This window comes from Xanthomonas sacchari, from assembly GCF_024266585.1.
In the GTDB taxonomy this organism is placed as follows: Bacteria; Pseudomonadota; Gammaproteobacteria; order Xanthomonadales; family Xanthomonadaceae; genus Xanthomonas_A; species Xanthomonas_A sacchari_C.
In genome coordinates, this window is the sequence record NZ_CP100647.1 from 3,644,885 (window position 1) to 3,666,322 (window position 21,438).

16 protein-coding genes are annotated in these 21,438 nt (G+C 69.9%); 10 read left to right on the top strand and 6 right to left on the bottom strand.

The genetic code is table 11. The features are described 5' to 3' along the window. Positions 1–64: 64 nt before the first annotated feature. The 3 genes from NKJ47_RS15160 (at position 65) to NKJ47_RS15170 (ending at position 3,700) form a co-directional block, all read left to right on the top strand. Complete coding sequence (locus NKJ47_RS15160; protein ID WP_429002441.1) at positions 65–1,741, top strand: PQQ-binding-like beta-propeller repeat protein; 1,677 nt, start codon at positions 65–67, stop codon at positions 1,739–1,741. 255 nt (positions 1,742–1,996) lie between these two features. Next, positions 1,997–3,397, top strand: a complete 1,401-nt coding sequence (locus tag NKJ47_RS15165; RefSeq protein WP_254458666.1) for a trypsin-like serine peptidase — start codon at positions 1,997–1,999, stop codon at positions 3,395–3,397. A gap of 138 nt (positions 3,398–3,535) precedes the next feature. After that, positions 3,536–3,700, top strand: a complete 165-nt coding sequence (locus NKJ47_RS15170; protein ID WP_254458667.1) for a hypothetical protein — start codon at positions 3,536–3,538, stop codon at positions 3,698–3,700. 148 nt (positions 3,701–3,848) lie between these two features. Here the strand turns inward: NKJ47_RS15170 and NKJ47_RS15175 are convergent, their stop codons facing one another. Beyond that, entirely contained in the window at positions 3,849–4,022 is a 174-nt protein-coding gene (locus tag NKJ47_RS15175) for a DUF1328 family protein (RefSeq protein ID WP_254458668.1), read from the bottom strand. Positions 4,023–4,483: 461 nt separating this feature from the next. Between NKJ47_RS15175 and NKJ47_RS15180 the strand changes: the two genes are divergently transcribed. Continuing rightward, entirely contained in the window at positions 4,484–4,972 is a 489-nt protein-coding gene (locus NKJ47_RS15180; protein ID WP_254458669.1) for a pyridoxamine 5'-phosphate oxidase family protein, read from the top strand. Between the two features lie 171 nt (positions 4,973–5,143). Here NKJ47_RS15180 and NKJ47_RS15185 read toward each other — a convergent pair whose 3' ends face one another. The 4 genes from NKJ47_RS15185 to NKJ47_RS15200 form a co-directional block, all read right to left on the bottom strand. After that, the gene (locus NKJ47_RS15185) at positions 5,144–6,301 is read right to left on the bottom strand and encodes a M50 family metallopeptidase (RefSeq protein ID WP_254458670.1); all 1,158 of its coding nucleotides are present in this window, start codon (positions 6,299–6,301) and stop codon (positions 5,144–5,146) included. Next, entirely contained in the window at positions 6,298–6,624 is a 327-nt protein-coding gene (locus NKJ47_RS15190; protein WP_254458671.1) for a hypothetical protein, read from the bottom strand. The genes NKJ47_RS15185 and NKJ47_RS15190 overlap by 4 nt, the downstream gene beginning before the upstream one ends. An 81-nt stretch (positions 6,625–6,705) precedes the next feature. Continuing rightward, the gene (locus NKJ47_RS15195) at positions 6,706–7,731 is read right to left on the bottom strand and encodes an HDOD domain-containing protein (protein WP_254458672.1); all 1,026 of its coding nucleotides are present in this window, start codon (positions 7,729–7,731) and stop codon (positions 6,706–6,708) included. Between the two features lie 422 nt (positions 7,732–8,153). Then, a complete protein-coding gene (locus NKJ47_RS15200) occupies positions 8,154–11,738 on the bottom strand; it encodes a methylmalonyl-CoA mutase family protein (protein ID WP_254458673.1) in 3,585 nt (1,194 codons plus the stop codon). A gap of 219 nt (positions 11,739–11,957) precedes the next feature. Between NKJ47_RS15200 and NKJ47_RS15205 the strand changes: the two genes are divergently transcribed. Both NKJ47_RS15205 and NKJ47_RS15210 read left to right on the top strand, forming a co-directional pair. Beyond that, positions 11,958–12,275, top strand: a complete 318-nt coding sequence (locus NKJ47_RS15205; protein ID WP_254458674.1) for a YXWGXW repeat-containing protein — start codon at positions 11,958–11,960, stop codon at positions 12,273–12,275. Positions 12,276–12,745: 470 nt separating this feature from the next. After that, a complete protein-coding gene (locus tag NKJ47_RS15210; protein ID WP_254458675.1) occupies positions 12,746–13,846 on the top strand; it encodes a Glu/Leu/Phe/Val dehydrogenase dimerization domain-containing protein in 1,101 nt (366 codons plus the stop codon). Between the two features lie 117 nt (positions 13,847–13,963). Here NKJ47_RS15210 and NKJ47_RS15215 read toward each other — a convergent pair whose 3' ends face one another. Then, entirely contained in the window at positions 13,964–16,813 is a 2,850-nt protein-coding gene (locus NKJ47_RS15215) for an autotransporter serine protease (protein WP_254458676.1), read from the bottom strand. A gap of 194 nt (positions 16,814–17,007) precedes the next feature. Between NKJ47_RS15215 and NKJ47_RS15220 the strand changes: the two genes are divergently transcribed. The 4 genes from NKJ47_RS15220 to NKJ47_RS15235 all read left to right on the top strand — a co-directional run bounded on the left by NKJ47_RS15220 (position 17,008) and on the right by NKJ47_RS15235 (position 21,413). After that, positions 17,008–18,183 (top strand): thiolase family protein, encoded by a 1,176-nt coding sequence (locus tag NKJ47_RS15220; RefSeq protein WP_254458677.1) that lies wholly within the window; start codon positions 17,008–17,010, stop codon positions 18,181–18,183. A gap of 122 nt (positions 18,184–18,305) precedes the next feature. After that, a complete protein-coding gene (locus tag NKJ47_RS15225) occupies positions 18,306–18,647 on the top strand; it encodes a hypothetical protein (RefSeq protein WP_254458678.1) in 342 nt (113 codons plus the stop codon). A gap of 572 nt (positions 18,648–19,219) precedes the next feature. Then, positions 19,220–19,573, top strand: a complete 354-nt coding sequence (locus tag NKJ47_RS15230; RefSeq protein WP_254458679.1) for a hypothetical protein — start codon at positions 19,220–19,222, stop codon at positions 19,571–19,573. 130 nt (positions 19,574–19,703) lie between these two features. After that, positions 19,704–21,413, top strand: a complete 1,710-nt coding sequence (locus tag NKJ47_RS15235; protein WP_254458680.1) for a sensor domain-containing diguanylate cyclase — start codon at positions 19,704–19,706, stop codon at positions 21,411–21,413. The last annotated feature ends 25 nt before the right edge of the window (positions 21,414–21,438 follow it).

Consider the following 21,438-nt stretch of genomic DNA (forward strand, 5'->3'; position numbering starts at 1 on the left):
TCCACTTTTAGGATGGCCGCGGACGTGACGGGGGGATCCTCACTCCCAAGCCCGAAGGACATCCATGAAAACGCGTGATGCACACCAGAACCACTCCCGCCTGCGGCTGGCGCTGATTCCCGGCTTGATGTTCAGCGCAATGGCGATGGCACAGTCCGCAGGCACCGCAGCGGCGAGCGCCGACACCACCGCCGCCAGCGTGCAATGGCGCAGCACGTTCTCCGGCGGCACGCCGTTCGCGACGCACAGCCTTTGGGACAGCGCCGGCGGCGGCTTCCTCAACACCCGCTTCGCGCCCGGCGAATGGCAGATCACGCCGTCCAACGCGGCGCGCCTGAAGACCGCATGGACCTTCACCACCCAGGGCGACGTGTCGGCCACGCCGACCGTGCAGGGCACGGCGCTGTACGTGCCGGACTGGGGCGGCCAGCTGTATCGCATCGACACCGACCTGGGCACGGCGGTGTGGCAGGTGAAGCTGGCCGACTACACCGGCATCGCCGGCTCGCTGTCGCGCAACAGCCCGGCGATCGCGCGCGACAGCGTCCTGGTCGGCGACCAGGCCAGCGGCACCGTGCTGGCGATCGACAAGAGCACCGGCAAGCTGCTGTGGAAGACCCTGGTCGAATCCAACCCGCAGGCACGCATCACCGCCTCGCCGGTGATCTACGGCGACCGCGTGTACGTCGGCGTCTCCTCCGGCGACTGGGGCGGGCTGAGCGCCGGCTACAAGTACTCCTTCCGCGGCAGCGTCGCCGCCCTGGACCTGAAGACCGGCAAGCTGCTGTGGAGCTTCCGCACCACGCCGGAAGGCTATACCGGCGCGTCGGTGTGGGGCACGCTGGCGATCGACCCGCTGCGCCAGCGCGTCTACGCCACCACCGGCAACAACTACTCGGTGCCGACCGACGTGGCCAGCTGCGTCAAGAACGCCAACGGCGACAAGACCGCGCAGCTGGCGTGCATGGCGCCGGACAACTACGTCGATTCGGTACTGGCGCTGGACATGCGCAGCGGCAAGCCGGTGTGGACGCGCCGCCTGCAGGGCGCCGATGCGTGGTCGCTGTCGTGCCTGGTCGCGCCGACCAATGGCCTGTGCCAGGACCCGCAAGGGCCCGACTACGACTTCAGCGGCGGCGGCGCCAACCTGTTCACGGTGATCCGCAACGGCAAGCCGCAGGCGCTGGTCGGCGCCGGGCAGAAGAGCGGCGTGTACTGGGCCTTCGATGCCGACAGCGGACAGACCGTATGGTCGACCCAGGTCGGCCCCGGCGGCACCGCCGGCGGCATCGAATGGGGCTCGTCGGTGGATCCGTTCGCCTCACGCGTGTACGTGGCCATCAACAACAACGGGCACACGCCGTACACGCTGGCGCCGGGCAATACCGAGACCTGGAACGCCGGCTCCTGGGCCGCGCTGGATGCGAGCAGCGGCAAGATCCTGTGGCAGGTCAAGGTGCCGGGCACCGATCCGGTGCAGACCGCGTTCGGCGCCGGCGGCCGCGGCCCGCTGGCGTCGTCGCCGGGCCTGGTCTATGCCGGTTCGATGTCCGGCGCGATGACCGTCCTCGACGCGAAGACCGGCACCACCCTGTGGAGCTTCGATGCCGGCGGCTCGGTGTCCAGCGCACCGGCGATCGTCGATGGCGCGGTGTACTGGGGGGCCGGCTACAGCCGCTTCAACTTCGGCACCGGGGTCAACAAGCTGTACAAGTTCGTGCCGTCGAACCGGCGCCGCTGAGCGCGCGCTGCTTCGCGTCACGGCGTTCGCATCGCCTCTCCCGCGCACGCGGGAGGGGCTTTTTTATGCCTCACGCATAACCCGCCGTCACACGCAATGTGTGCAGCTGTCTACGAAACCGGCCTCCCGAGCGTGACGTCGGGCACGCATTGGTCGTGGCGTCGCCCGTAGCCTCGGCAGGCACCCTGAACTCGGGTGCAACGGCATCCGGTCCCCTGCCGGATGGTCTCGTCCCTCTTCGCAGAAGGAAGATCGATGAATCGCAAGCATGCGTTGTACATGGCGTTGCTGGCCGGCATTGCCGGCCTGTCCCCCGTCGCCATGGCTGCCACTCCCCCAGCAGCCGAGATGGATTCCGCCCCGGTCCAAGCGCGTCCGGATGCCGCCGCGCTCGGCGGCGCGGAACTGCGCAGCCTCACCTCGGGCAGCGCGCACGCGCCGCGCCTGATCGAACTGGCCGCACCCGACAGCACCAAGGCCGCCGCGATGAAGCAGGCGCGCGGGCAGCAGGTCAAGAACGGCCAGCCGCTGCAGATCGGCTTTTCCCGCGACATCGCCAAGCCCGAGATCAACCTGCGCCGCCTGCGCTGGCAGACCCTGCCCAATGGCGCCCAGGTCACCAGTTTCGAAATCGTCTCGACCAACGCGCAGGCGCTGCGCGCGGCGCTGCAGCTCAGCGGCAGCGGCGCCCAGCCCGGCGATCCGGGCAAGGCGACACTGCGCTTCGCCGGCGAAGACGGCCGCGTGTTCCAGCAGAGCGGCGCCGATTTCGCCGGCAGCCAGCCCGGCTGGTCGGCGGTGATCGCCGGCGCGCGCATGGTGGTGGAGATCGAGCTGCCCGTCGGCCAGTATCCGCAGGGCTTCGCGCTGAAGATCCCGCAGCTGTCGCACCTGGACATCAGCCCGGTCGCCAGCGACACGATGATGCGGCCGATGATCGGCGAGAGCGATTCGTGCGAGCGCGACATCGTCTGCCGCGCCAATCCGACCTCCGGCTTCACCTCGGCGGCCAAGTCGGTGGCGCGGATGACCTTCACCAGCGGCGGCAGCACCTATCTGTGCACCGGCACCCTGCTCAACAACAGCAATTCGCCGAAGAAGCCGCTGTTCTGGACCGCGGCGCACTGCATCAGCACCCAGGCCGTGGCCAACACGCTGCAGACCTACTGGTTCTACGACGCCACCACCTGCGGTGGCTCCACGGTCAACTCCAACTACACCACGCTCGGCGGCGGCGCCTACCTGCGCCACGCCAACACCACCCGCGACACCTCGCTGCTGGAGCTGAAGAGCACCCCGCCCAGCGGCGCGTTCTACGCGGGCTGGAGCAGTTCGGCGATCGGCTCGACCGGCACCGCGATCGAAGGCATCCACCACCCCGCCGGCGACGTCAAGAAGTATTCGCTGGGCACGGTCACCGCACTGTCCACCTCGGCCGGCGGCAGGTCGCCTCTGTACCGCGTGCAGTGGAACACCGGCGTCACCGAAGGCGGCTCGTCCGGCTCCGGCCTGTTCACCGTCAACAGCAGCGGCGCCTATCAGTTGCGCGGCGGCCTGTATGGCGGCAGCTCGTACTGCAGCGCCCCGAACGATCCCGACTACTACTCGCGCTTCGCCGACGTGTATTCGTCCATCCAGCAGTACCTGAGCCCGTAAGCCAAGGTCCGGGAGGGCCGTACTCCCGCACCTGCGCCTAGGACAGGCCGTCCCGACGACGGCCTGTCCGTTTCGCACGCCAGCGCCGCGCAGCGCAGCGCGCTACACTCATGCCATTCCCCAGACGGCAGAAACGCATTGGCCAAGCCCAACTATTCCTTCGAAAAGCGTCAGCGCGAGCTGGCCAAGAAGAAACAGCAGGAAGAGAAGGACGCGCGCAAGCGCGAAGCACGCGCAGCGGCCAAGCCCGCGTCCGACGACAGCACCACGTCGGACAACGCTGACACTCCGAACGACGCCTAGACGTCCACCGGCCCACGCCGGGCACGCGGGCGCCGACGCGATGCGTCGCGTCCGTCGATGCTGCAGCACGGCGTCCGCGCTGCAGTCCAAGGCGGGGCGCCCTGCCCGCCGCGCGGTCGAGCCCCCTTGTTCAACGGATCTTCTCGGCTCAACTGACCTTCTTGGCCAGCATCGTGCCGAGCACGAACAGCACCAGGGCGATGACGATACCGGCCCAGAACAGGAACTTGGCGACGCCCATCGCCGCGCCCGCCACGCCGCTGAAGCCGAGCGCGCCGGCGATGAGTCCGATGATGGCGATGATGATGGCCCACTTGATCATGATGCGGTCTTCCCGGTAACGAGGACATGCGCACGCCGTGACAGCGTGCGCGGGCGCCGGCACGCGGCCGACGCTCGTCGCGGAGACTAGCCAGCACGGCATGCGCACGCGGTGAAACACGGATGCACGCGCCGTGCACGGTGCGGCGCGCCGTGAACCATTCCGCGCGGCGCAGCCAGCCCGCCAGAAACTCGGCGCTCGAACCACAACAGCTGTGGGAGATACAGATCGCACGATGCCCTGGCGACCTCCTTGCGAACGATGGGCGCCCCCGACAGGGTCGCACCGCCGGCGATGCTGTGCAGTGCCGCGCAGCGCTCCAGGCACACCGCACCACAGCCCGTGCCTACGGCGCCGTGCGCGCACTGACTCTCCACATCGCCTGCACCCTCCCATCACGGACCGCGCGCGCCCACCCCGGCACAGTGCAGGCGGGCACTGTCGCCCGCTCGGAGATCCACATGGCCAGCCCGCAGGAACTGGAAGAGAAATTCTGGAAGGCACTGAAGTCCGACCGCACCGTGATGCTGGGCCTGGACGGCGTCGAGGACGGCCACGCGCGGCCGATGACCGCGCAGTTCGAGGGCGATCACGGCGGCCCGATCTGGTTCTTCACCTCCAAGGACAACGCGCTGGTGCAGAAGCTCACGCAGAGCCAGCGGGTGATCGCGGCGTTCAGCGCCAAGAACCACGACCTGTTCGCCAGCATCAGCGGCACGCTCAGCGTGGACAACGACCAGGCGGTGATCGAGCGCCTGTGGAACGGCTTCATCGACGCCTGGTACGAACAGGGCAAGGACGATCCCAAGCTAGCGCTGCTGCGCCTGGATCCGGATCACGCGCAGATCTGGCTCAACGGCTCCAGCCTGGTGGCCGGCATCAAGGTGCTGTTCGGCATCGACCCCAAGCGCGACTACCAGGACAAGGTCGCCGACGTGCCGCTGCGCTGAGGCAGACGCGCTCGCCACGCCACCGGCGCGCCGGCTGCATGCGTGCAGCCGGAACGCGCCGCGACGCAGGCCGCCTCCGGCCTGCTTGGCGCATGACTCCTACATAAGGGGGCAAAATCGCGCCGCGCTTCGTGCAGGCAGCGCACGGTGGCGGCCATGCTGGAGCACGGGTCATTCGGCCTGCGGACATGCCTGCCGACGGATCTCATCGCGCAGCACCGCTTCGGTGGTCCGCAGGGCGCGATCGACCTGATCGTCGGCCGCCGCCTCCGCCAGGCGCAACCACGCCTGCGCGGCCGCATCGTCGCCGCGCCGCACGGCCATCAACGCCTGGCAGCGCGGGCGCAGCGCAGGGGCGATCCATTCGGCGTCCGCCGTCAGTCCCGCATCCAGCAGCTCGACCTCGGCGCTTCCCGCCATTGCGCGCGAAAACGCGAATTCGCACCGCAGCAGCATGACCAGCGTGTCCCAGTGCGCGGCCGCAGGTCCCGCCTCGGCGAGGCGCTGTTCCATCTGCGGTTGCAGGTCCGCCGCCTCCCGCCACTGGCCACGCTGTTGCGCCGCCTTCAACGCGAACCAGCTGTGACACAGGGCCAGATCGCTGCGTGCCAGCACGTCCAGGCGGGACGGCGGCAGCTTGTCCGCGGTGACGCCCTTGCACGTCCACCCATTGAGTTCGGCGAGCACGTATGCCGGCGCATCCGCGTCGCGCCACTGCGCGACATTCACCCACTGCAAGCCGTCGGTCGCTCCCGAGCGGCCCTGCACCGGCAACAGATTGATCAGCGCGACCGCCAGGTTGAACACGCCGACGCCAACGCAGAATGCGCCCAGGTTGCTGTCCACCCCGGCGCCTCGCGCGGCGAGCCATGCGATCGCGGCCACCAGCAGATTGGCCGCCGGCCCACCGGCGATCGTCAATCGATACTGCCTGCACAGCGGCAGGGCGGGATCCGGCACAGGCAACACGAAGCCCATCGGTTGGCCGGGGCGAGCGCGCCGCCAGCGCATTCTCCAGCCACGGCGGCGCGCATGCAGTTGCAGCGGACCGAGATGGATCAGGTAGACGATCATGCCCGCGGCCCGCGCAGCCAACGCATGGCCGCACTCGTGCAGCGCGACCGTCGCCATGGTCGCGAGCGGAAGACTGAGCACTATCACCGGCAGCTCGACCATGCCCGGCGCCCAGACGCCGTGGACCAGGGCGATGGCGCCGACCGCCATCGCCGAGACGCCGATCAACAGCAACACACCCTGCACGCCGGTCAGCAGCCGATTGAGCCAAGGCGCTGGCATCCACGCACCGCGTTTCGTCCCGGCCAAGCTCATGGCCGGCTCCACGCGGCGCCGAGCGGCCACCTGGCAGCGACGCACGCACGCGCCGCGAACAGGGGACCGCCTGCATGGACGGCGATCGGCGCCAACAACGCCAGCAAGCAAAGCGGCATCGATGCCAGCGCCGGCGCGACGTCGTGCGCCAAGACGCCGCCCGCGGCCAGCGCCAGGCTGCCGACGCGCAGCACGACCCCGCGAATACGCCTCGGCACGCGCGAGCGCCGGGCAAACGCAGTCCACGGCACGGGCGCCGCGTCCCCGACGCTGATCCGCGCCCGCGTCGCCGCACGCGGTGTCGCGTCGCCGTCCACGACCATGTCCTGTCGCCTCGCCCAATGGCCAAGCGCCGCTGCCGCACGGTTCGGCCAATCGCGGGATGCACCAGCCAACGGCGCCACCTAGCGGCGGTAGCGCGCCGCCAGCTGCGCGGCGGCAGTGGCGCGATGGCGGCGCAGCGCCAGCCCGAGCGGACTCATGCTCGCCACCTCGGCATCGCCTGCCTGTTCCTCCAGCGCCCGCTGCACCCGCGGCGACAGGCCCCAGTCGGTGGAAATCGCCTTGGCGCAATGCGACGACCAGGTCTCCAGCATCTCGGTCATCGCCGCCGGCGTGGGCGCCACCTCGCCGTGGCGTGCGTGGGCATCGCGCAACACCTGCACCACCGCGACCGCCCCTAGTCCGCACAGCAGGGCCAGCAATTGCGCCGCGTTGGCATCCTCGCGGTCCGGCACGTGGGCGGCGGCGTGCGCCGACAGCAGGGTGTGTTCCCACAGGATCGCCGCACAGCGGCCGAAGACGCTGCCGTCGTCGACGATCACCGGCTGCAACAGGGCCGCCAGCACGATCTGGCGCAGGCCCTCGGTGCCGAGCAGGGCCACCGCCCGTTCCAGGTTCTCGATCGGCTCGGGATGGCGGCGGTAGACCACGCTGTTGGCGATGCGCAGCAGGTTGCCGGCCAATGCCGGGTCCTGGCCCAGGATCGTGGCGATGGCGTGGGCGCCGGCGGCCGGATCGTTGATCGCGCGGGTGAGCTGCGGCAGCAGGTGCGGGCGCCGCGGCGTATAGCGCGGATGCGCGTCGATGCGCGCCAGCACCGCGGCGGCATCGGCCATGACCGTCGGGGCGGCCGCTCCCGCCGCAGTCGCGGGCCGGTCGGCGAACGCCAGCTCGCACAGGCGCGCGAGGATCGCCGCGTCCGCTACCGGATCCAGGTCGAGCAGGGCCGGGTCGGCGAATGGGTCGACGCCCGACTCCGCCTCGGCAACAGGCGCGGCCGCTGCGGCGCGTGCGGGTGCCGCCAGCGCATCGGGCAAATCGGCCTGCTCGGAGGCGGCGCGCGCCTGCGCGGCATCGCCACCACGGCGCAGCCACCACCAGATTCCGGCCCCCAGCCCCAGCACCAGCGCACTGATGGCAATCCACATGATTGGCACGATCGTCGTCATCCGCAAAACATCGCCAGGTCCCCGCGCCCGGCCACCGGTGCGCGCCCCCCGGCGCGCCGTGTCATTCAAGCACGCCGCACAGGCTTCTGCGCAACGCCGACGTGATGCGGTGGCCCACCGCTATCAGGCGGTGATGGACAACGCGCGATCGCGCCGCCCAGTCACAAGCAAGCGGCGTGCCGCAGCGCCGGCCATTCTCCCGCCTGTTGTGCGGATACTGGCCGTCCACTGCATCACTGTCTGGTTAATCTGGCCAAGACTCTGGATCTTGACCGCTTCCATCTCCATCTGGGCGGCGAGTGCGCCGCGCAGGCTCAGTGCGGCACCAGCTCGGGCGCCGCGCGATCGCCGTAGCAGAGCACCCGCGCCAGCCTCCAGCCGCCCGGGTCCTGCCGCCACACCTACATGTTGCGCCGATACTCGCCGCCCACCTCGTACAGCGCGTGGCTGATCTGGCCCAGGCTATGGGTCTTGACCGCCTCCATCAGCGCCGCGAACACGTTGCGGCGCTCGCGCGCGGTACGCTGCAGCGCGCCCAGGCCGGCGCCGTCGGCGGCCAGCGCCAGCGCGTTGCGGCGCCGCTGCCAATCCTGCACGTTGCCGATCTGCTGATCCTTCTCCTGCTCGGTGGAACGGATCAGCTCGATCTCGGTCGCGGTCTCGCCGGCGTGCTCCTTGGGCAGGAAGGTATTGACCCCGACCAGCGGCAGGCTGCCGTCGTGCTTCTTGTGTTCGTAGTACAGGCTCTCTTCCTGGATCTTGCCGCGCTGGTACATGGTGTCCATCGCGCCGAGCACGCCGCCGCGCTCACTGATCGCCTCGAACTCCTTGTACACCGCCTCCTCGACCAGGTCGGTGAGCTGCTCGACGATGAAACTGCCCTGCCAGGGGTTCTCGCAGAAGTTCAGCCCCAGCTCCTTGTTGATGATCATCTGGATCGCCACCGCGCGGCGCACGCTCTCCTCGGTCGGCGTGGTGATCGCCTCGTCGTAGGCGTTGGTGTGCAGGCTGTTGCAGTTGTCGAACAGCGCATACAGCGCCTGCAGCGTGGTGCGGATGTCGTTGAACTGGATCTCCTGCGCGTGCAGCGAGCGGCCCGAGGTCTGGATGTGGTACTTCATCATCTGGCTGCGCTCGTTGCCGCCGTAGCGCTCGCGCATCGCCCGCGCCCAGATGCGCCGCGCCACCCGGCCGATCACCGTGTACTCCGGGTCCATGCCGTTGCTGAAGAAGAAGCTCAGGTTCGGCGCGAAGTCGTCGATGTGCATGCCGCGCGCCAGGTAGTACTCGACGATGGTGAAGCCGTTGCTGAGGGTGAAGGCGAGCTGGCTGATCGGGTTCGCCCCGGCCTCGGCGATGTGATAGCCGGAGATCGACACCGAGTAGAAGTTGCGCACCTTCTGCTCGACGAAATACTGCTGGATGTCGCCCATCATGCGCAGCGCGAACTCGGTGCTGAAGATGCAGGTGTTCTGCGCCTGATCCTCCTTGAGGATGTCGGCCTGCACCGTGCCGCGCACGCTGGACAGGGTCTGCGCCTTGATCTGCGCATAGGTCGGCGCGTCCACCAGCTGGTCGCCGCTGACCCCGAGCAGGGCCAGGCCCAGGCCGTCGTTGCCCGGCGGCAACGCGCCGTGATAGCGCGGGCGTTCGCGGCCTTCGAACAACTGCGCCAGGGTGCGCTCGGCCTGCGCCCAGCGCTGCGCGTCGCCCTTGAGGTACTTCTCCACCTGCTGGTCGATGGCGGTGTTCATGAACATCGCCAGGATCATCGGCGCCGGGCCGTTGATGGTCATCGACACGCTGGTGGTCGGCGCGCACAGGTCGAAGCCGGAGTACAGCTTCTTCATGTCGTCCAGGGTCGGGATGTTGACCCCGGAGTTGCCGATCTTGCCGTAGATGTCCGGGCGCGGCGCCGGGTCCTCGCCGTACAGGGTGACGCTGTCGAAGGCGGTGGACAGGCGCGCCGCCGGCTGGCCGACGCTCAGGTAGTGGAAGCGCCGATTGGTGCGCTCGGGCGTGCCCTCGCCGGCGAACATGCGGATCGGGTCCTCGCCGCTGCGACGGTACGGATACACGCCGCCGGTGTACGGATAGCTGCCGGGCAGGTTCTCCTTGCCGAGGAAGGTCAGCAGTTCGCCCCAGCTCTTGTAGCGCGGCGCGGCGATCTTCGGAATGGACTGATGGCTCAGCGACTGCCGGTAGTTCTCCACCCGGATCGACTTGCCGCGCACCGCGTATTCGGTGACCGGGTCGGTGATCGACTTCAGCCGTTGCGGCCACTCGCGCAGCAGCCTCAGCGACGCATTGGAGAGCGACTGCAGTGCATCGTTGTAGCGCTGGCGCAGCAACAGCAGGCTCGTGTCCACGGCGTCAGCGGATGCATCGGCGGCCGTGCGCGGCGCCGGCAGCAGGTCGTGCGCCGCATACAGTTCCAGTTGCGCCGGCAGCTGCGGATCCTGCAGTGCGTGCAGCGCCTGCCAGAACGCCTGCGCCCGGTCGGCGGCCTCGGCCTGGCGCTGCACCCCGGCATTGAGCGCCCGCCCCTGCTCGGCGATCTCGGCCAGGTAGCGCACGCGCGCCCCGGGAATCAACACGGTGGCGCGCGGCTCCTTCAGCGTCGTGTCCAACTGCGGGCGGAAATCGCAGTGCACCGGCGCACCTGCCACGGCCTCCGGCTGCGTCGCCAGCTTCTCGCGCAGCAGGCGGCACAGATTGACGAACATCCAACTCACGCCGGGGTCGTTGAACTGGCTGGCGATGGTCGGATACACCGGCACCGCTTCATCGTCCAACTGGAATGCCGCACGGTTGCGCCGCCACTGCTTGCGCACGTCGCGCAGCGCGTCCTCGGCGCCGCGCCGGTCGTACTTGTTCAGCACCACCAGCTCGGCGAAGTCGAGCATGTCGATCTTCTCCAGCTGGCTCGGCGCACCGTAGTCGCTGGTCATCACGTACACCGGGAAATCGACCAGGTCGACGATCTCCGAATCGCTCTGGCCGATGCCGGCGGTCTCCACGATCACCAGGTCGTAGCCGATGCCCTTCAGCAGCGCGATGCAGTCCTTCAGCACGCGGTTGGTGGCGGCGTGCTGGCGCCGCGTGGCCATCGAGCGCATGTACACGCGCGGGCTGCGCAGCGCGTTCATGCGGATGCGGTCGCCGAGCAGCGCACCACCGGTGCGGCGCCGGCTGGGGTCCACCGACACCACCGCGATGCGCATCTGCGGGAAGCTGGCCAGGAAGCGGTTGAGCAATTCGTCGGTGACCGAGGACTTGCCGGCGCCGCCGGTGCCGGTCAGGCCGAGCACGGGCGCGGCACGCCCGCTGCGAGCCCCGGGGCCCGGGATCCGGGACTCGGCAGGGCGAGGCAGACCGGATTGCCATTGCTTGCGCAGCAGGGCCAGTTCGGCCTCGGAGAACGCGCCGTCTTCGATGGCCGACAGCATCCTGCCGATGCCGATCTCGTCGTCGATGCCGGGAATCGAGGTGCCGGCTTGCTCCGGGTCCCGGGTCGCGGCTCCCGCGTCCCGTGCGCGCCCTGCACGCGCCACCACGTCCTCGATCATCTCCACCAGGCCCATCTTCATGCCGTCGTTCGGGTGGTAGATGCGCTCCACGCCATAGGCCTGCAGCTCGGCGATCTCTTCCGGTGTGATGGTGCCGCCACCGCCACCGAACACCCGCACGTGGCCGGCGCCGCGCGCGCGCAGCATGTCCACCATGTACTTGAAGTACTCCACGTGGCCGCCCTGGTAGGACGACAGCGCGATCGCGTCGGCGTCCTCCTGCAGCGCGGCGCGGACCACGTCCTCGACGCTGCGGTTGTGGCCGAGGTGGATCACTTCGGCGCCCTGCGCCTGGATCAGGCGGCGCATGATGTTGATCGCCGCATCGTGGCCGTCGAACAGGCTGGCGGCGGTGACGAAACGCAAGGGGCTGGCGTCCGTCTGCGGCAACGGAACGCGGGACGCGGGAATGCTCATCGGACGGACATCGAAAAGAGAATGTCCCGATTCTAGGCGCGCGGCGCAGCGCGGGCAGGTTGCGCTGCAGCATGCACGCCCGCGGCGGCGGTCCCGCCGCTCGGCGTCAGCGCCTGGCTATCCGCTGCATGAATGCGTGCCGGCGACGCGGTCAACAGCCGCGCCGGCCGCGGCGTTTCCTCCCGCATCGGCACCCCGCCGATGCCTTCGGAGAATCGTATGCTCGCTCGTCCCTTGTTGCTGGCCTCCCTGCTCGGCGGCGCGCTCGCCGGTGGCATGGCCGTCGCGCCCGCGCAGGCGCGCGAGGTGGTGGAACTGGCGGTCCGCACCGCGCCGCCACCGCCGCGCGTGGAACGGGTGGTGGTGCGGCCGGGCTACGTGTGGCTGCCGGGCTATTGGCAGTGGGACGGACACCACCACGTCTGGGTCGCCGGCCGCTACGTGGTGGAACGGCCGGGCTACGTCTACGTCGGCCCGCGCTGGGAGCATTACGGCCCCGCCTATCGCTTCCACGCCGGCTATTGGGTCCGCCGCTAGTCCATCGCCCGCCCCATGGTCGCGCGATCGCCGTGCCGGCGGCGCGCGCGACCCGCGGCGCGGTGGCATGCGGGGCCACCGCCACGGCAGCGGCCACCGTCGCGCCGGCATTCGGCCGATCCCGCCCCGCCAGTGTCCATCGCCGCCAACACAGGACCGGCCCGGGCCGCCGCCGCGTCTGCCCATCTCCGCCAACACCACCTCACGCCGATGCCACCCGCAGGCAGGCGCCATCAGGCGATCGAAGCGATCGCCCGCACCGCTTGCCGCCTGGCGTCGCACAGCGCGGCGAGATGCCCGTGCCCGCGGACCGCAGCGTCATCGCGCGGGCGGCCGGCAATTGCTTTAAAATGCCGCCATCGCGACGCTCAGGGCCAGTTCCGGAACCGTCGCGTTTTTGTTTTGCGCCACCCACCAGGCACGTTCCTGGACCCATGGTGTCCGACACCTGCAACGCCAGCGGAGCCCCCATGCTTTTCGAAACGCTAGCCAACACCGGCCACGAACAGGTCGTCTTCTGCCACAACCGCGACGTGGGACTGCAGGCGATCATCGCCATCCACAACACCGTGCTCGGCCCTGCGCTGGGCGGCGTGCGCATGCGCCCCTACGCCAACACCGAATCGGCGCTGCAGGACGCGCTGCGGCTCAGCCGCACCATGACCTACAAGAACGCGCTGGCCGGGCTCAACATCGGCGGCGGCAAGGCGGTGATCATCGGCGACCCGAAAAGCGACAAGTCCGAAGCGCTGTTCCGCGCCTTCGGCCGCTACGTCGATTCGCTGGGCGGCCGCTACATCACCGCCGAGGACGTCGGCACCGACGTCAACGACATGGAGCAGATCTACCTGGAGACCGAGTACGTCACCGGCGTGCACCAGGTGCATGGCGGCTCCGGCGATCCGGCCCCGTTCACCGCCTACGGCGCGCTGCAGGCGCTGATGGCCTCGCTGCAACGCAAGTTCGGCCACGAGGAGATCGGCAAGATCAGCATCGCCGTGCAGGGCCTGGGCCACATCGGCATGGAGCTGGTGAAGCTGCTCAAGGAACGCGGCGCCAAGCTGTACGTGACCGACCTGGACCCGGCGCTGGTCGCGCGCGCGGTGGCCGAATACGGTGCCGAAGCGGTGGCCCCGGACGAGATCTACGACGTCGCCGCCGACGTGCTGGCGCCGTGCGCCCTGGAAAGCGCACTCGACGAGGCCAAGCTGCCGCGACTGAAGGTCAAGATCGTCTGCGGCACCGCCAACAACCAGTTGGCCAACCCCGCGGTCGGCGAGGAACTGCACCGCCGCGGCATCCTCTACGCGCCGGACTACGCGGTCAACGCCGGCGGCGTGATGAACGTGTCGCTGGAGATCGACGGCTACAACCGCGAACGCGCGATGCGGCTGATCCGCAGCATGTACCACAACCTCGGCAAGATCTTCGACCTGTCCGAGCGCGAGAACATTCCGCCGCAACAGGCCGCCGACCGCATCGCCGAGGCGCGCATGCAGGCGATCGGCAAGCTCAAGCTGCCGCTGGGCCGCACCGCACCGCGCTCGATGGGCCATCTGCGCGGCGAGTGACGCCGCGCGCCGCCTGCACCGCAGGTAGCGTGGTCTCAGATCGCAAGGCCGGGACGTCCCGACCGTACATGACCGCCCACGATCCGGCGCAGCACGCGCCGGACCGCGTGTCCGGGCTCAGAAGCCCAGGCGATAGCGCAGCGACACCGCACGGTCGTCGCCGCGCGGGCCGAACCGCTGGTCGTAGCCCAGCCCCAACAGCCCCCCATTCCAGCGCGTCTGCAGGCTGGCGCCGAACAGGCCGCCCGAACGCGCCGGCTGCAGGTCCACCAGCGGCGCCCAGGCGTTGACGCCGACGAAGCTGGCCTGCCGGTCCAGCCCCTGCGCGGCCAGCGTCTGCTGCCATTCGGCATAGCCCTGCAGCGACCAGCCGCGCCCGCCGAATCCGCCGCGCAGGCCGGCCAGCGCCTGGCTGCGCGAGGAACTGGCGGCACCGGCCATCAGCCCGAAGCCGTCGCCGCCCTGCTCGCGGAAGCCGTCGCTGTCGATGCGGCTGTAGTCGGCGCCGGCATACGGGGTCAGCCACGCCGGGCCGCGCCCGACGCGATAGCCGACCTCGACGCTGGAGGACAGGAAGCGGCCGGCGTAGCGGCTGGACGCGTCGGCGACGGTATCGCCGAGCAGCAGGCTGCGATCGAGCTGGCGCTGGTACTGGCCGGTGCCCAGTTGCGCCAGCGCGTAGGCATTGCCGGCCACCGCGCCGAGGTAGGCCTGGCCCTGCACCTGGCGGTTGCGGCTGCGGTCCAGGCTGCCGGCGTCGCTGGCGCGGCTCTCGCCGAAGGCGAAGCCGGCCACCGCGTGCTCGCCCAGGCGCAGGTCCTGGCCCATCAGCCAGCCATCGAGCTGGAACTGGCTGCCGGCGAAGCTGCCCTGCCCGGTCTCGCCCAGGCGCTGGCTCCAGGCGCCGACCGCGCGCGGTTGCTCGACCAGCGTGTCGAAGCGGCTGGACAGCGCGCGCCGCTGCAGGTCCATGGTGTCGAAGGTCATCGCAGTGGCCGCGGCATGCGCCTCGCCGGACAGGCTGCGCAGGGTCGCCGACGCCGCCGCCACGCTCGGCGACTGCTGCACCGCGCCGGCCGCCTTGAGCAGCGCACCGTCGACCGTGGCCGGGGCCTGGGTCAGCTGCGTATTGAGTTGCGCGAACGCCGCGTCCACGCGGGTCGCCGACGCCAGCGTGGCGGCGGTGATGTTGCCGAAGCTGGCCGCGGCGGCGGTGACGCTCAGCGACTGCACGGTGATCGAGGCGCTGGTGGCGTCGTAGGACAGCGACGAGGTCAGGAACACGTTCGACGGCGTGGTCACCGAGGCGAACGTGCCGGTGAGTCCGCCATTGGCCTCCAGCACCTTGTACGCGGTGTTGTTGACCACGTAGTCGCGCTTGCCCAGCACGTACAGCGAGCCGCCCTGCAGGGTGGCGCTGCCGCCGACCGAGAGCTTGTCGCCGACCAGCAGGGCCAGGCGGCCATTGTTGCTCTGCACGTAGTTGCCGCTCAGGCTCAGCGTGGCCGCGCCGACCTGGAAGGTACCGGCATTGGCGACGCTGCCGCCGAGCGCGCCGGTGCCGACGAAGGTGGCGCCATTGCTGATCGCCACGTTCGAACTGCCGAGGCTGGCCGCGCTGAGCGTGCCGCCCTGCACCTGGGTGTCGCCGCTGTAGCTGTTCTGGGTGCCGCTGAGGATCAGCGTGCCGCTGTCCTGCTTGATCAGGCCGCCACTGCCGGCGATGTCGTTGGCCCAGGTCGAGCTGCCGGTGAACGCCACCGTGACGTCGCCCCAGTCGAAGCGGCCCGGTCCCTGCACCGCCTTGCCGACGTTGAGCAGGCCGTAGCCGAAGGTCGCGTCCACGCCGGGCGTGCCCAGGTCGGTGGCGGTGCCCAGCAGGGTCTGCCGGACCAGGTCGTTGCTGAAGTACGGGAAGGCCTGCCAGACCAGCGCCGCCGCGCCGGACACCAGCGGCGCCGCGTACGAGGTGCCGCTGCCGTAGTAGTAACCGGGATTGCTGGTGGAGGTGGTCGCCTTGGGATCGACGAACACCTCGGTGCCGGGCGCGACCAGGCAGTAGCGCATCGCCGCGCCGCAGGCGTTGGAGTACGAGGCCAGTTGCGTGCCGGTGCTGGAATCGACCGCGGCCACCACCAGCCAGCCGCGCTCCAGGTCCGCCGCCGGCAGCGTGCCGTTGGGGCCGGCCTTGCTGGGCAGCGAGGCGATGTCCGAGGGCGTGGACTTGGATTCGTTGCCGGCGGCGAACACCACCAGGCCACCGTTGCCGAGCACGAACGGGCGGTACTCGGCGGCGATGGCGTTGGTCGAATTCAGGTCGGTCCAGTAGATGCCGCCCCAGGAATTGTTCATCACCTTGACCCCGGCGTTGATCAGGTCCTGGTGCACCTGGGTCAGGCCCAGTCCGCCACTGACCTGGTTGCCGCTGCCGCTGCCGTCGTCCTTGGGCGGGGTATCGGCAATGATGCGCGCGGACACGATCTGCGCGCCCGGGGCGATGCCGCCCGGCCACTGCCCGACCGACTTGCCCGCCGCCAGCTGCGCCACGGTGGTGCCGTGGCCGTCGACGTCGTCGACTGCGGTGTTGTTCTGGCTCGGATCGACGTAGATCAGGTTCGACACCACTCGCCCGGCCAGGGCCGGATGGTTGCGGTTGACGCCGGTGTCGACCACGCCGATGCGGAAGCCGCTGCCGTCGTAGCCGGCGGAGTGCGCGGCCAGCGTATTGGTCAGGGTCAGGTGCGCGTCGAAGGCCGGCTGGGGCGGCGGCGGCGAGGTCGGAGGCGACGTCGGCGGCGGCGGCGGCGGAGGCGGCGGAGGCGGCGGTGGTGGGGGAGGCGGAGGCGGCGAGGTCGGCGGCGGACTGCCGTGGACCAGATTGCCGCCACCGCCACCGCCGCCTCCGCAGGACGTCAGCGCAACCGCCACAGCGGCCGCCAGCAGCGACCGCGCCATCAATGTCCGCATGGTGTTCCCCTCTCAATGCTGTCTTCCGGCCATACACGCCGGTACTGCCCCCGTTAGCGGCCGCCGACGACGGCGCTGAACTTGGGCAAATTTACACCGGAATGCAGACCACAGGACCGCCCCGGCGGTTGACGCGATTGGCAGAACCGGCGCTGCGGCCGATAATCGACGCACATCTTCCGTAAAGGTTTGCCATGACCGAGATCGTCATCGCCGCGGCCAAGCGCACCGCCATGGGCGCGTTCCTGGGCCAGTTCAACGGCGTGCCCACGCCAACGCTCGGCGCTGCGGCCATCCGCGCCGCGCTGGAGCAGTCCGGCATCCCCGCCGCCGACGTTTCCGAAGTCATCATGGGCTGCGTGCTGCCGGCCAACCTCGGCCAGGCCCCGGCGCGCCAGGCCGCGCGCGCGGCCGGCGTGCCCGACGCCACCGGCGCCACCACCATCAACAAGGTCTGCGGTTCGGGCATGAAGGCCGTAATGCTGGGCCACGACCTGATCAAGGCCGGTTCGGCCAGCATCGTCGTCGCCGGCGGCATGGAATCGATGAGCAACGCGCCGCACCTGCTGCCTAACTCGCGCACCGGCAACCGCTACGGCAATTTCCAGGCGGTCGACCACATGGCCTGGGACGGCCTGACCAATCCCGACGACGGCCAGGCGATGGGCGTGTTCGGCGAGGCCACCGCGGAGAAGTTCGGCTTCAGCCGCCAGGACCAGGATGCGTTCGCGATCGAATCGGTGAACCGCGCGCAGGCCGCACAGCGCGATGGCGCCTTCGCTGCGGAAATCGTCCCGGTCGCCGTGGCCACCCGCAAGGGCGAAGTGCAGGTCGATAGCGACGAGCAGCCGGGCAAGTCCGACGTGACCAAGATCCCGACGCTGAAGCCGGCGTTCAAGAAGGACGGCACGGTCACCGCGGCCAGCTCCTCGAGCATCTCCGACGGCGCCGCCGCGCTGGTACTGCTGGGCGCCGACGAGGCCGCACGCCGCGGCGTCGCGCCGCTGGCGCGGATCGTCGGCCACGCGACGTTCTCGCAGGCGCCGGAATGGTTCACCACCGCGCCGGTCGGCGCGATCCGCAAGCTGCTCGACCAGGTCGGTTGGAGCCTGGACCAGGTCGACCTGTTCGAGATCAACGAAGCCTTCGCCGTGGTGGCGATGGTTCCGATCAAGGAACTGGGCCTGGACCACGCCAAGGTCAACGTCCACGGCGGCGCCTGCGCGCTCGGCCATCCGATCGGCGCCTCCGGTGCGCGACTGCTGGTGACATTGCTAAATGCGTTGCGCAGCCGTGGCGGCCGCCGCGGAATCGCCACCCTGTGCATCGGCGGTGGTGAAGCGACAGCGGTCGCCATCGAATTGATTTGATTGGCATTAACCCCTGAAACACAAAAATGAATGCGCGTGCGCTTGACAGCCGACTTTGGCTTGTCATCATGTTGAGGGCGCGCATTCGCGCGTTGCCTAACTAAACGACGAGGATAGACACAATGAGCATCAACAAGCTGCTGATCGCAATGGCCCTGGGCCTGGCCCTGGCCGCGTGCTCGAAGCAGGAGCAGGCCCAGGACGCCGCCGCTTCGGCTAACGAAGCCGCCACCGACGCGCAGGCTGCTGCCGACCAGTCGGCTGCCGCCGGCGCCCAGACCGCCGACGCCGCTCAGGCCGCTGCCGACACCGCCGCGACCGCCGCCAACACCGCTGCCGACGCTTCGGCCGCTGCTGCCGCTGCCCCGACCGATGCCGCTGCCGACAAGGCTGCCGACACCGCCAAGGCTGCGGAAGACACCGCCGACAAGGCGAAGGACGCCGCCCAGGAAGCCAAGAAGTAATCACTTCTCGCTTCAGGCAGTCCCGAAAGAGCCGCTGGTCCGCCAGCGGCTTTTTCTTTGCCTGATGTTTGCCGATGAGCGCCGCGACCGCACCACCGTCTTGAGTTTCCGAGCGTGGACAATGAAGTCCACGCATGGCCCCCGCGGCGCTGCCACGGCAGGCATCCGCCCACGGCATGGCACCGCAAGCGCGCCTGCCCGGCATGACGACGCGCCATGCCATTGCCTCGCTTCCGCGCTCGCCGCATGCAGACCTTCACGCATGACCTGGACGACGCATCGCCACTGCCGGCAGCGACCACGCAACCGGCCAAACGCCAGCCGCGCACGCCGCGCCCGGAGACGCATCGCCGCCGCACGCCGCGCAGACGCGGACGCGCCGAAGCGCGCACGCTGCGCACCGCCCGCGTGCGCAGCGCAGTGGCAAGCTTGCCAACACGGGCGCCTCCTCCCCGCCCGGCCTGTAACGCCTTCCTGAACACTGCCCCGCGTCCAGGCCCCGCCTTGACGCGGGCTGCATGCGCGCCCGCCTAGGCTGCGCCGCGTCACCCACCCGTGCATGGAGAAGCCGCATGAACAAGACCCCCATCGTGGCCCTGCTGGGCGCCCTCGCACTGGCCGGCTGCCAGGGTCCCGAAGCGCAGCAGGCGCAGCGCGATGCCAAGGTCGCCGCCGAGCAGACCGGCGAGGCCGCCAAGGAAGCCGCCGGCCAGGTCGCCCAGGCCGGGCGCGAAGTGGCCGCCGATGCCCGCGACGCCGCGCACCGTGCCGCCAACTCCGACGCCGTGCAGGACGCCTCGGCCGCCGCCAAGGAAATGGCGGCCGACGCCAGCGAGGCCACCGCCCAGGCGGCACAGAAGGTCGCCGACAAGGCCCGCGAGAACGCCAACGACGATCCGCACAACGGCGACCGCGAAGGCCATTGAGTCACCGCCGCCCCCGCCTGCGCGGGGGCGGCGCCTGCGGCGCGGCGCGCGCCGTGCGCCGCACCGGTTCGGAAGGTCTTTTTTGTGACGCCGGCCCAAGGCGTTTGCACCGTCACAGTAGACTTTTGCGATGCCGATTCTTCATCGTGTACGGGCCAGGACCCGTCTAGCCCTATTGTTCTCCGCCGCGGTCTTCGTGCTGATCGGCTTCGGCGTCTTCTCCGGCGCACAACGCGCGATCTACGACGCCGAGCGCGTCGCCCACACCCACGAAGTCCTGCGCAACATCGACGAGGTGCAAGCCACCTTGCTGATGACCGAGTCCTCGTTGCGCGGCTACGAACTGACCAACAACCAGGCCTATCTGGCCCTTTACTACGACAGTGCCGAGCGCGTGCCGCGGCAACTGGCGCAACTGCGCAAGCTGGTTTCCGACAATCCGGTGCAGAGCGCCAACGTACAGGTGCTGCAGCAATTGACCAACACGCGCCTGACGCAGATGCGGCAGATGCTCGCGGTGTACCAGCGCGAGGGGCTGCAAGCGCTGCAGCGGGCGATGGCGCGGAACGTGTACCAGAGTTCCAGCGCGCTCCGCGACCAGGTGCAGCAGATGATCGACGTGGAGCTGCAGTTGCTGCAGCGCCGCGACCTGTCCAACCAGCGCAGCGCCGACATGCTGCTGGCGCTGGCCCTGGCCGGCATCCCGTTCGGGCTGGGCAGCGTCGGCGTGGTCTACGCGCTGCTGTTCCGCGAGCTGCGCAACCGCAGCAGCGCCGAGCAGGCCGCCTCGGTGGCCAACGAACGGATGGAAGCCAGCATCCGCGAGTTGGAGCGCACCAGTGCGGACCTCAACGCGCTCAGCCGCTACACCGGCCTGTTGCAGAGCTGCGTGGAGCCGGCCGAGGCGCTGACGGTGACCGCGCGCCTGCTCGCCGCGCTGATGCCCGACACCGGCGGCAGCGTCTACCTGCTGCGCGCCTCGCGTGACCGCGCCGAGGAGATCGTCAGTTGGGGTGAGCCGCCGGTCGGCAGCGAGCCGGCCGTGGCGCCGCAGGACTGCTGGGCCTTGCGCCGGGACAAGAGCCATTTCGTGCACGCGCAGGGCCACGACTCGGCCTGCGCGCACCTGCGCGAGGATCCGTATGCCGCCGGCGCCAGCACCGCCTGCATCCCCCTGTCCGCGCAGGGCACGCAGTTGGGCTTCGTGTTCCTGGCCGGGCGCGGCACCGGCCCGCTGCCGCGCATCGCCATTGCCGAGGCCGCCGCCGAGCAGCTGTCGCTGGCGTTGAGCAACCTGCGCCTGCGCCAGTCGCTGCGCCTGCAATCGATCCGCGACCCGCTCACCGGCCTGTTCAACCGGCGCTACCTGGAAGAATCGCTCAACCACGAACTGGCCCGCTGCGGGCGTCGGCAGACGCCGATGTCGCTGCTGATGCTGGACGTGGACCACTTCAAGCAGTTCAACGACCTGCACGGCCATGGCGGCGGCGACAGCCTGCTGGCCGCGGTCGGGCAGATGCTGTCGACACGGTTGCGCGGCGAGGACATCGCCTGCCGCTACGGTGGCGAGGAGTTCACGGTGATCCTGCCGGAGACCGGCCCGGAGCAGGCGCAGGCGATCGCCGAACAGATCCGCAGCGCGGCCCAGCAACTGAGCGCGACCGTGGACGGCAAGGCGCTGCCGGCGGTGACCATGTCGATCGGCGTGGCCAGCTACCCGCGCGACGGCATGGTCGCCGGCATCCTGCTGCGCAAGGCCGACGCGGCGCTGTACCGGGCCAAGCGCTGCGGCCGCAACCAGGTGCAGGCCTACGACCCCGAACTGGACGGCATGGGCTGAACGGCGGCGGCCACGGCCGGGCCGC

Bases quoted from the DNA above. Each gene is read 5' to 3' on its own strand.
- NKJ47_RS15160 (WP_429002441.1), top strand. From the start codon at position 65: ATGAAAACGCGTGATGCACACCAGAACCACTCCCGCCTGCGGCTGGCG.
- NKJ47_RS15165 (WP_254458666.1), top strand. From the start codon at position 1,997: ATGAATCGCAAGCATGCGTTGTACATGGCGTTGCTGGCCGGCATTGCC.
- NKJ47_RS15175 (WP_254458668.1), bottom strand. From the start codon at position 4,022: ATGATCAAGTGGGCCATCATCATCGCCATCATCGGACTCATCGCCGGC.
- NKJ47_RS15180 (WP_254458669.1), top strand. From the start codon at position 4,484: ATGGCCAGCCCGCAGGAACTGGAAGAGAAATTCTGGAAGGCACTGAAG.
- NKJ47_RS15185 (WP_254458670.1), bottom strand. From the start codon at position 6,301: ATGAGCTTGGCCGGGACGAAACGCGGTGCGTGGATGCCAGCGCCTTGG.
- NKJ47_RS15190 (WP_254458671.1), bottom strand. From the start codon at position 6,624: ATGGTCGTGGACGGCGACGCGACACCGCGTGCGGCGACGCGGGCGCGG.
- NKJ47_RS15195 (WP_254458672.1), bottom strand. From the start codon at position 7,731: ATGTGGATTGCCATCAGTGCGCTGGTGCTGGGGCTGGGGGCCGGAATC.
- NKJ47_RS15200 (WP_254458673.1), bottom strand. From the start codon at position 11,738: ATGAGCATTCCCGCGTCCCGCGTTCCGTTGCCGCAGACGGACGCCAGC.
- NKJ47_RS15205 (WP_254458674.1), top strand. From the start codon at position 11,958: ATGCTCGCTCGTCCCTTGTTGCTGGCCTCCCTGCTCGGCGGCGCGCTC.
- NKJ47_RS15210 (WP_254458675.1), top strand. From the start codon at position 12,746: ATGCTTTTCGAAACGCTAGCCAACACCGGCCACGAACAGGTCGTCTTC.
- NKJ47_RS15215 (WP_254458676.1), bottom strand. From the start codon at position 16,813: ATGCGGACATTGATGGCGCGGTCGCTGCTGGCGGCCGCTGTGGCGGTT.
- NKJ47_RS15220 (WP_254458677.1), top strand. From the start codon at position 17,008: ATGACCGAGATCGTCATCGCCGCGGCCAAGCGCACCGCCATGGGCGCG.
- NKJ47_RS15225 (WP_254458678.1), top strand. From the start codon at position 18,306: ATGAGCATCAACAAGCTGCTGATCGCAATGGCCCTGGGCCTGGCCCTG.
- NKJ47_RS15230 (WP_254458679.1), top strand. From the start codon at position 19,220: ATGAACAAGACCCCCATCGTGGCCCTGCTGGGCGCCCTCGCACTGGCC.
- NKJ47_RS15235 (WP_254458680.1), top strand. From the start codon at position 19,704: ATGCCGATTCTTCATCGTGTACGGGCCAGGACCCGTCTAGCCCTATTG.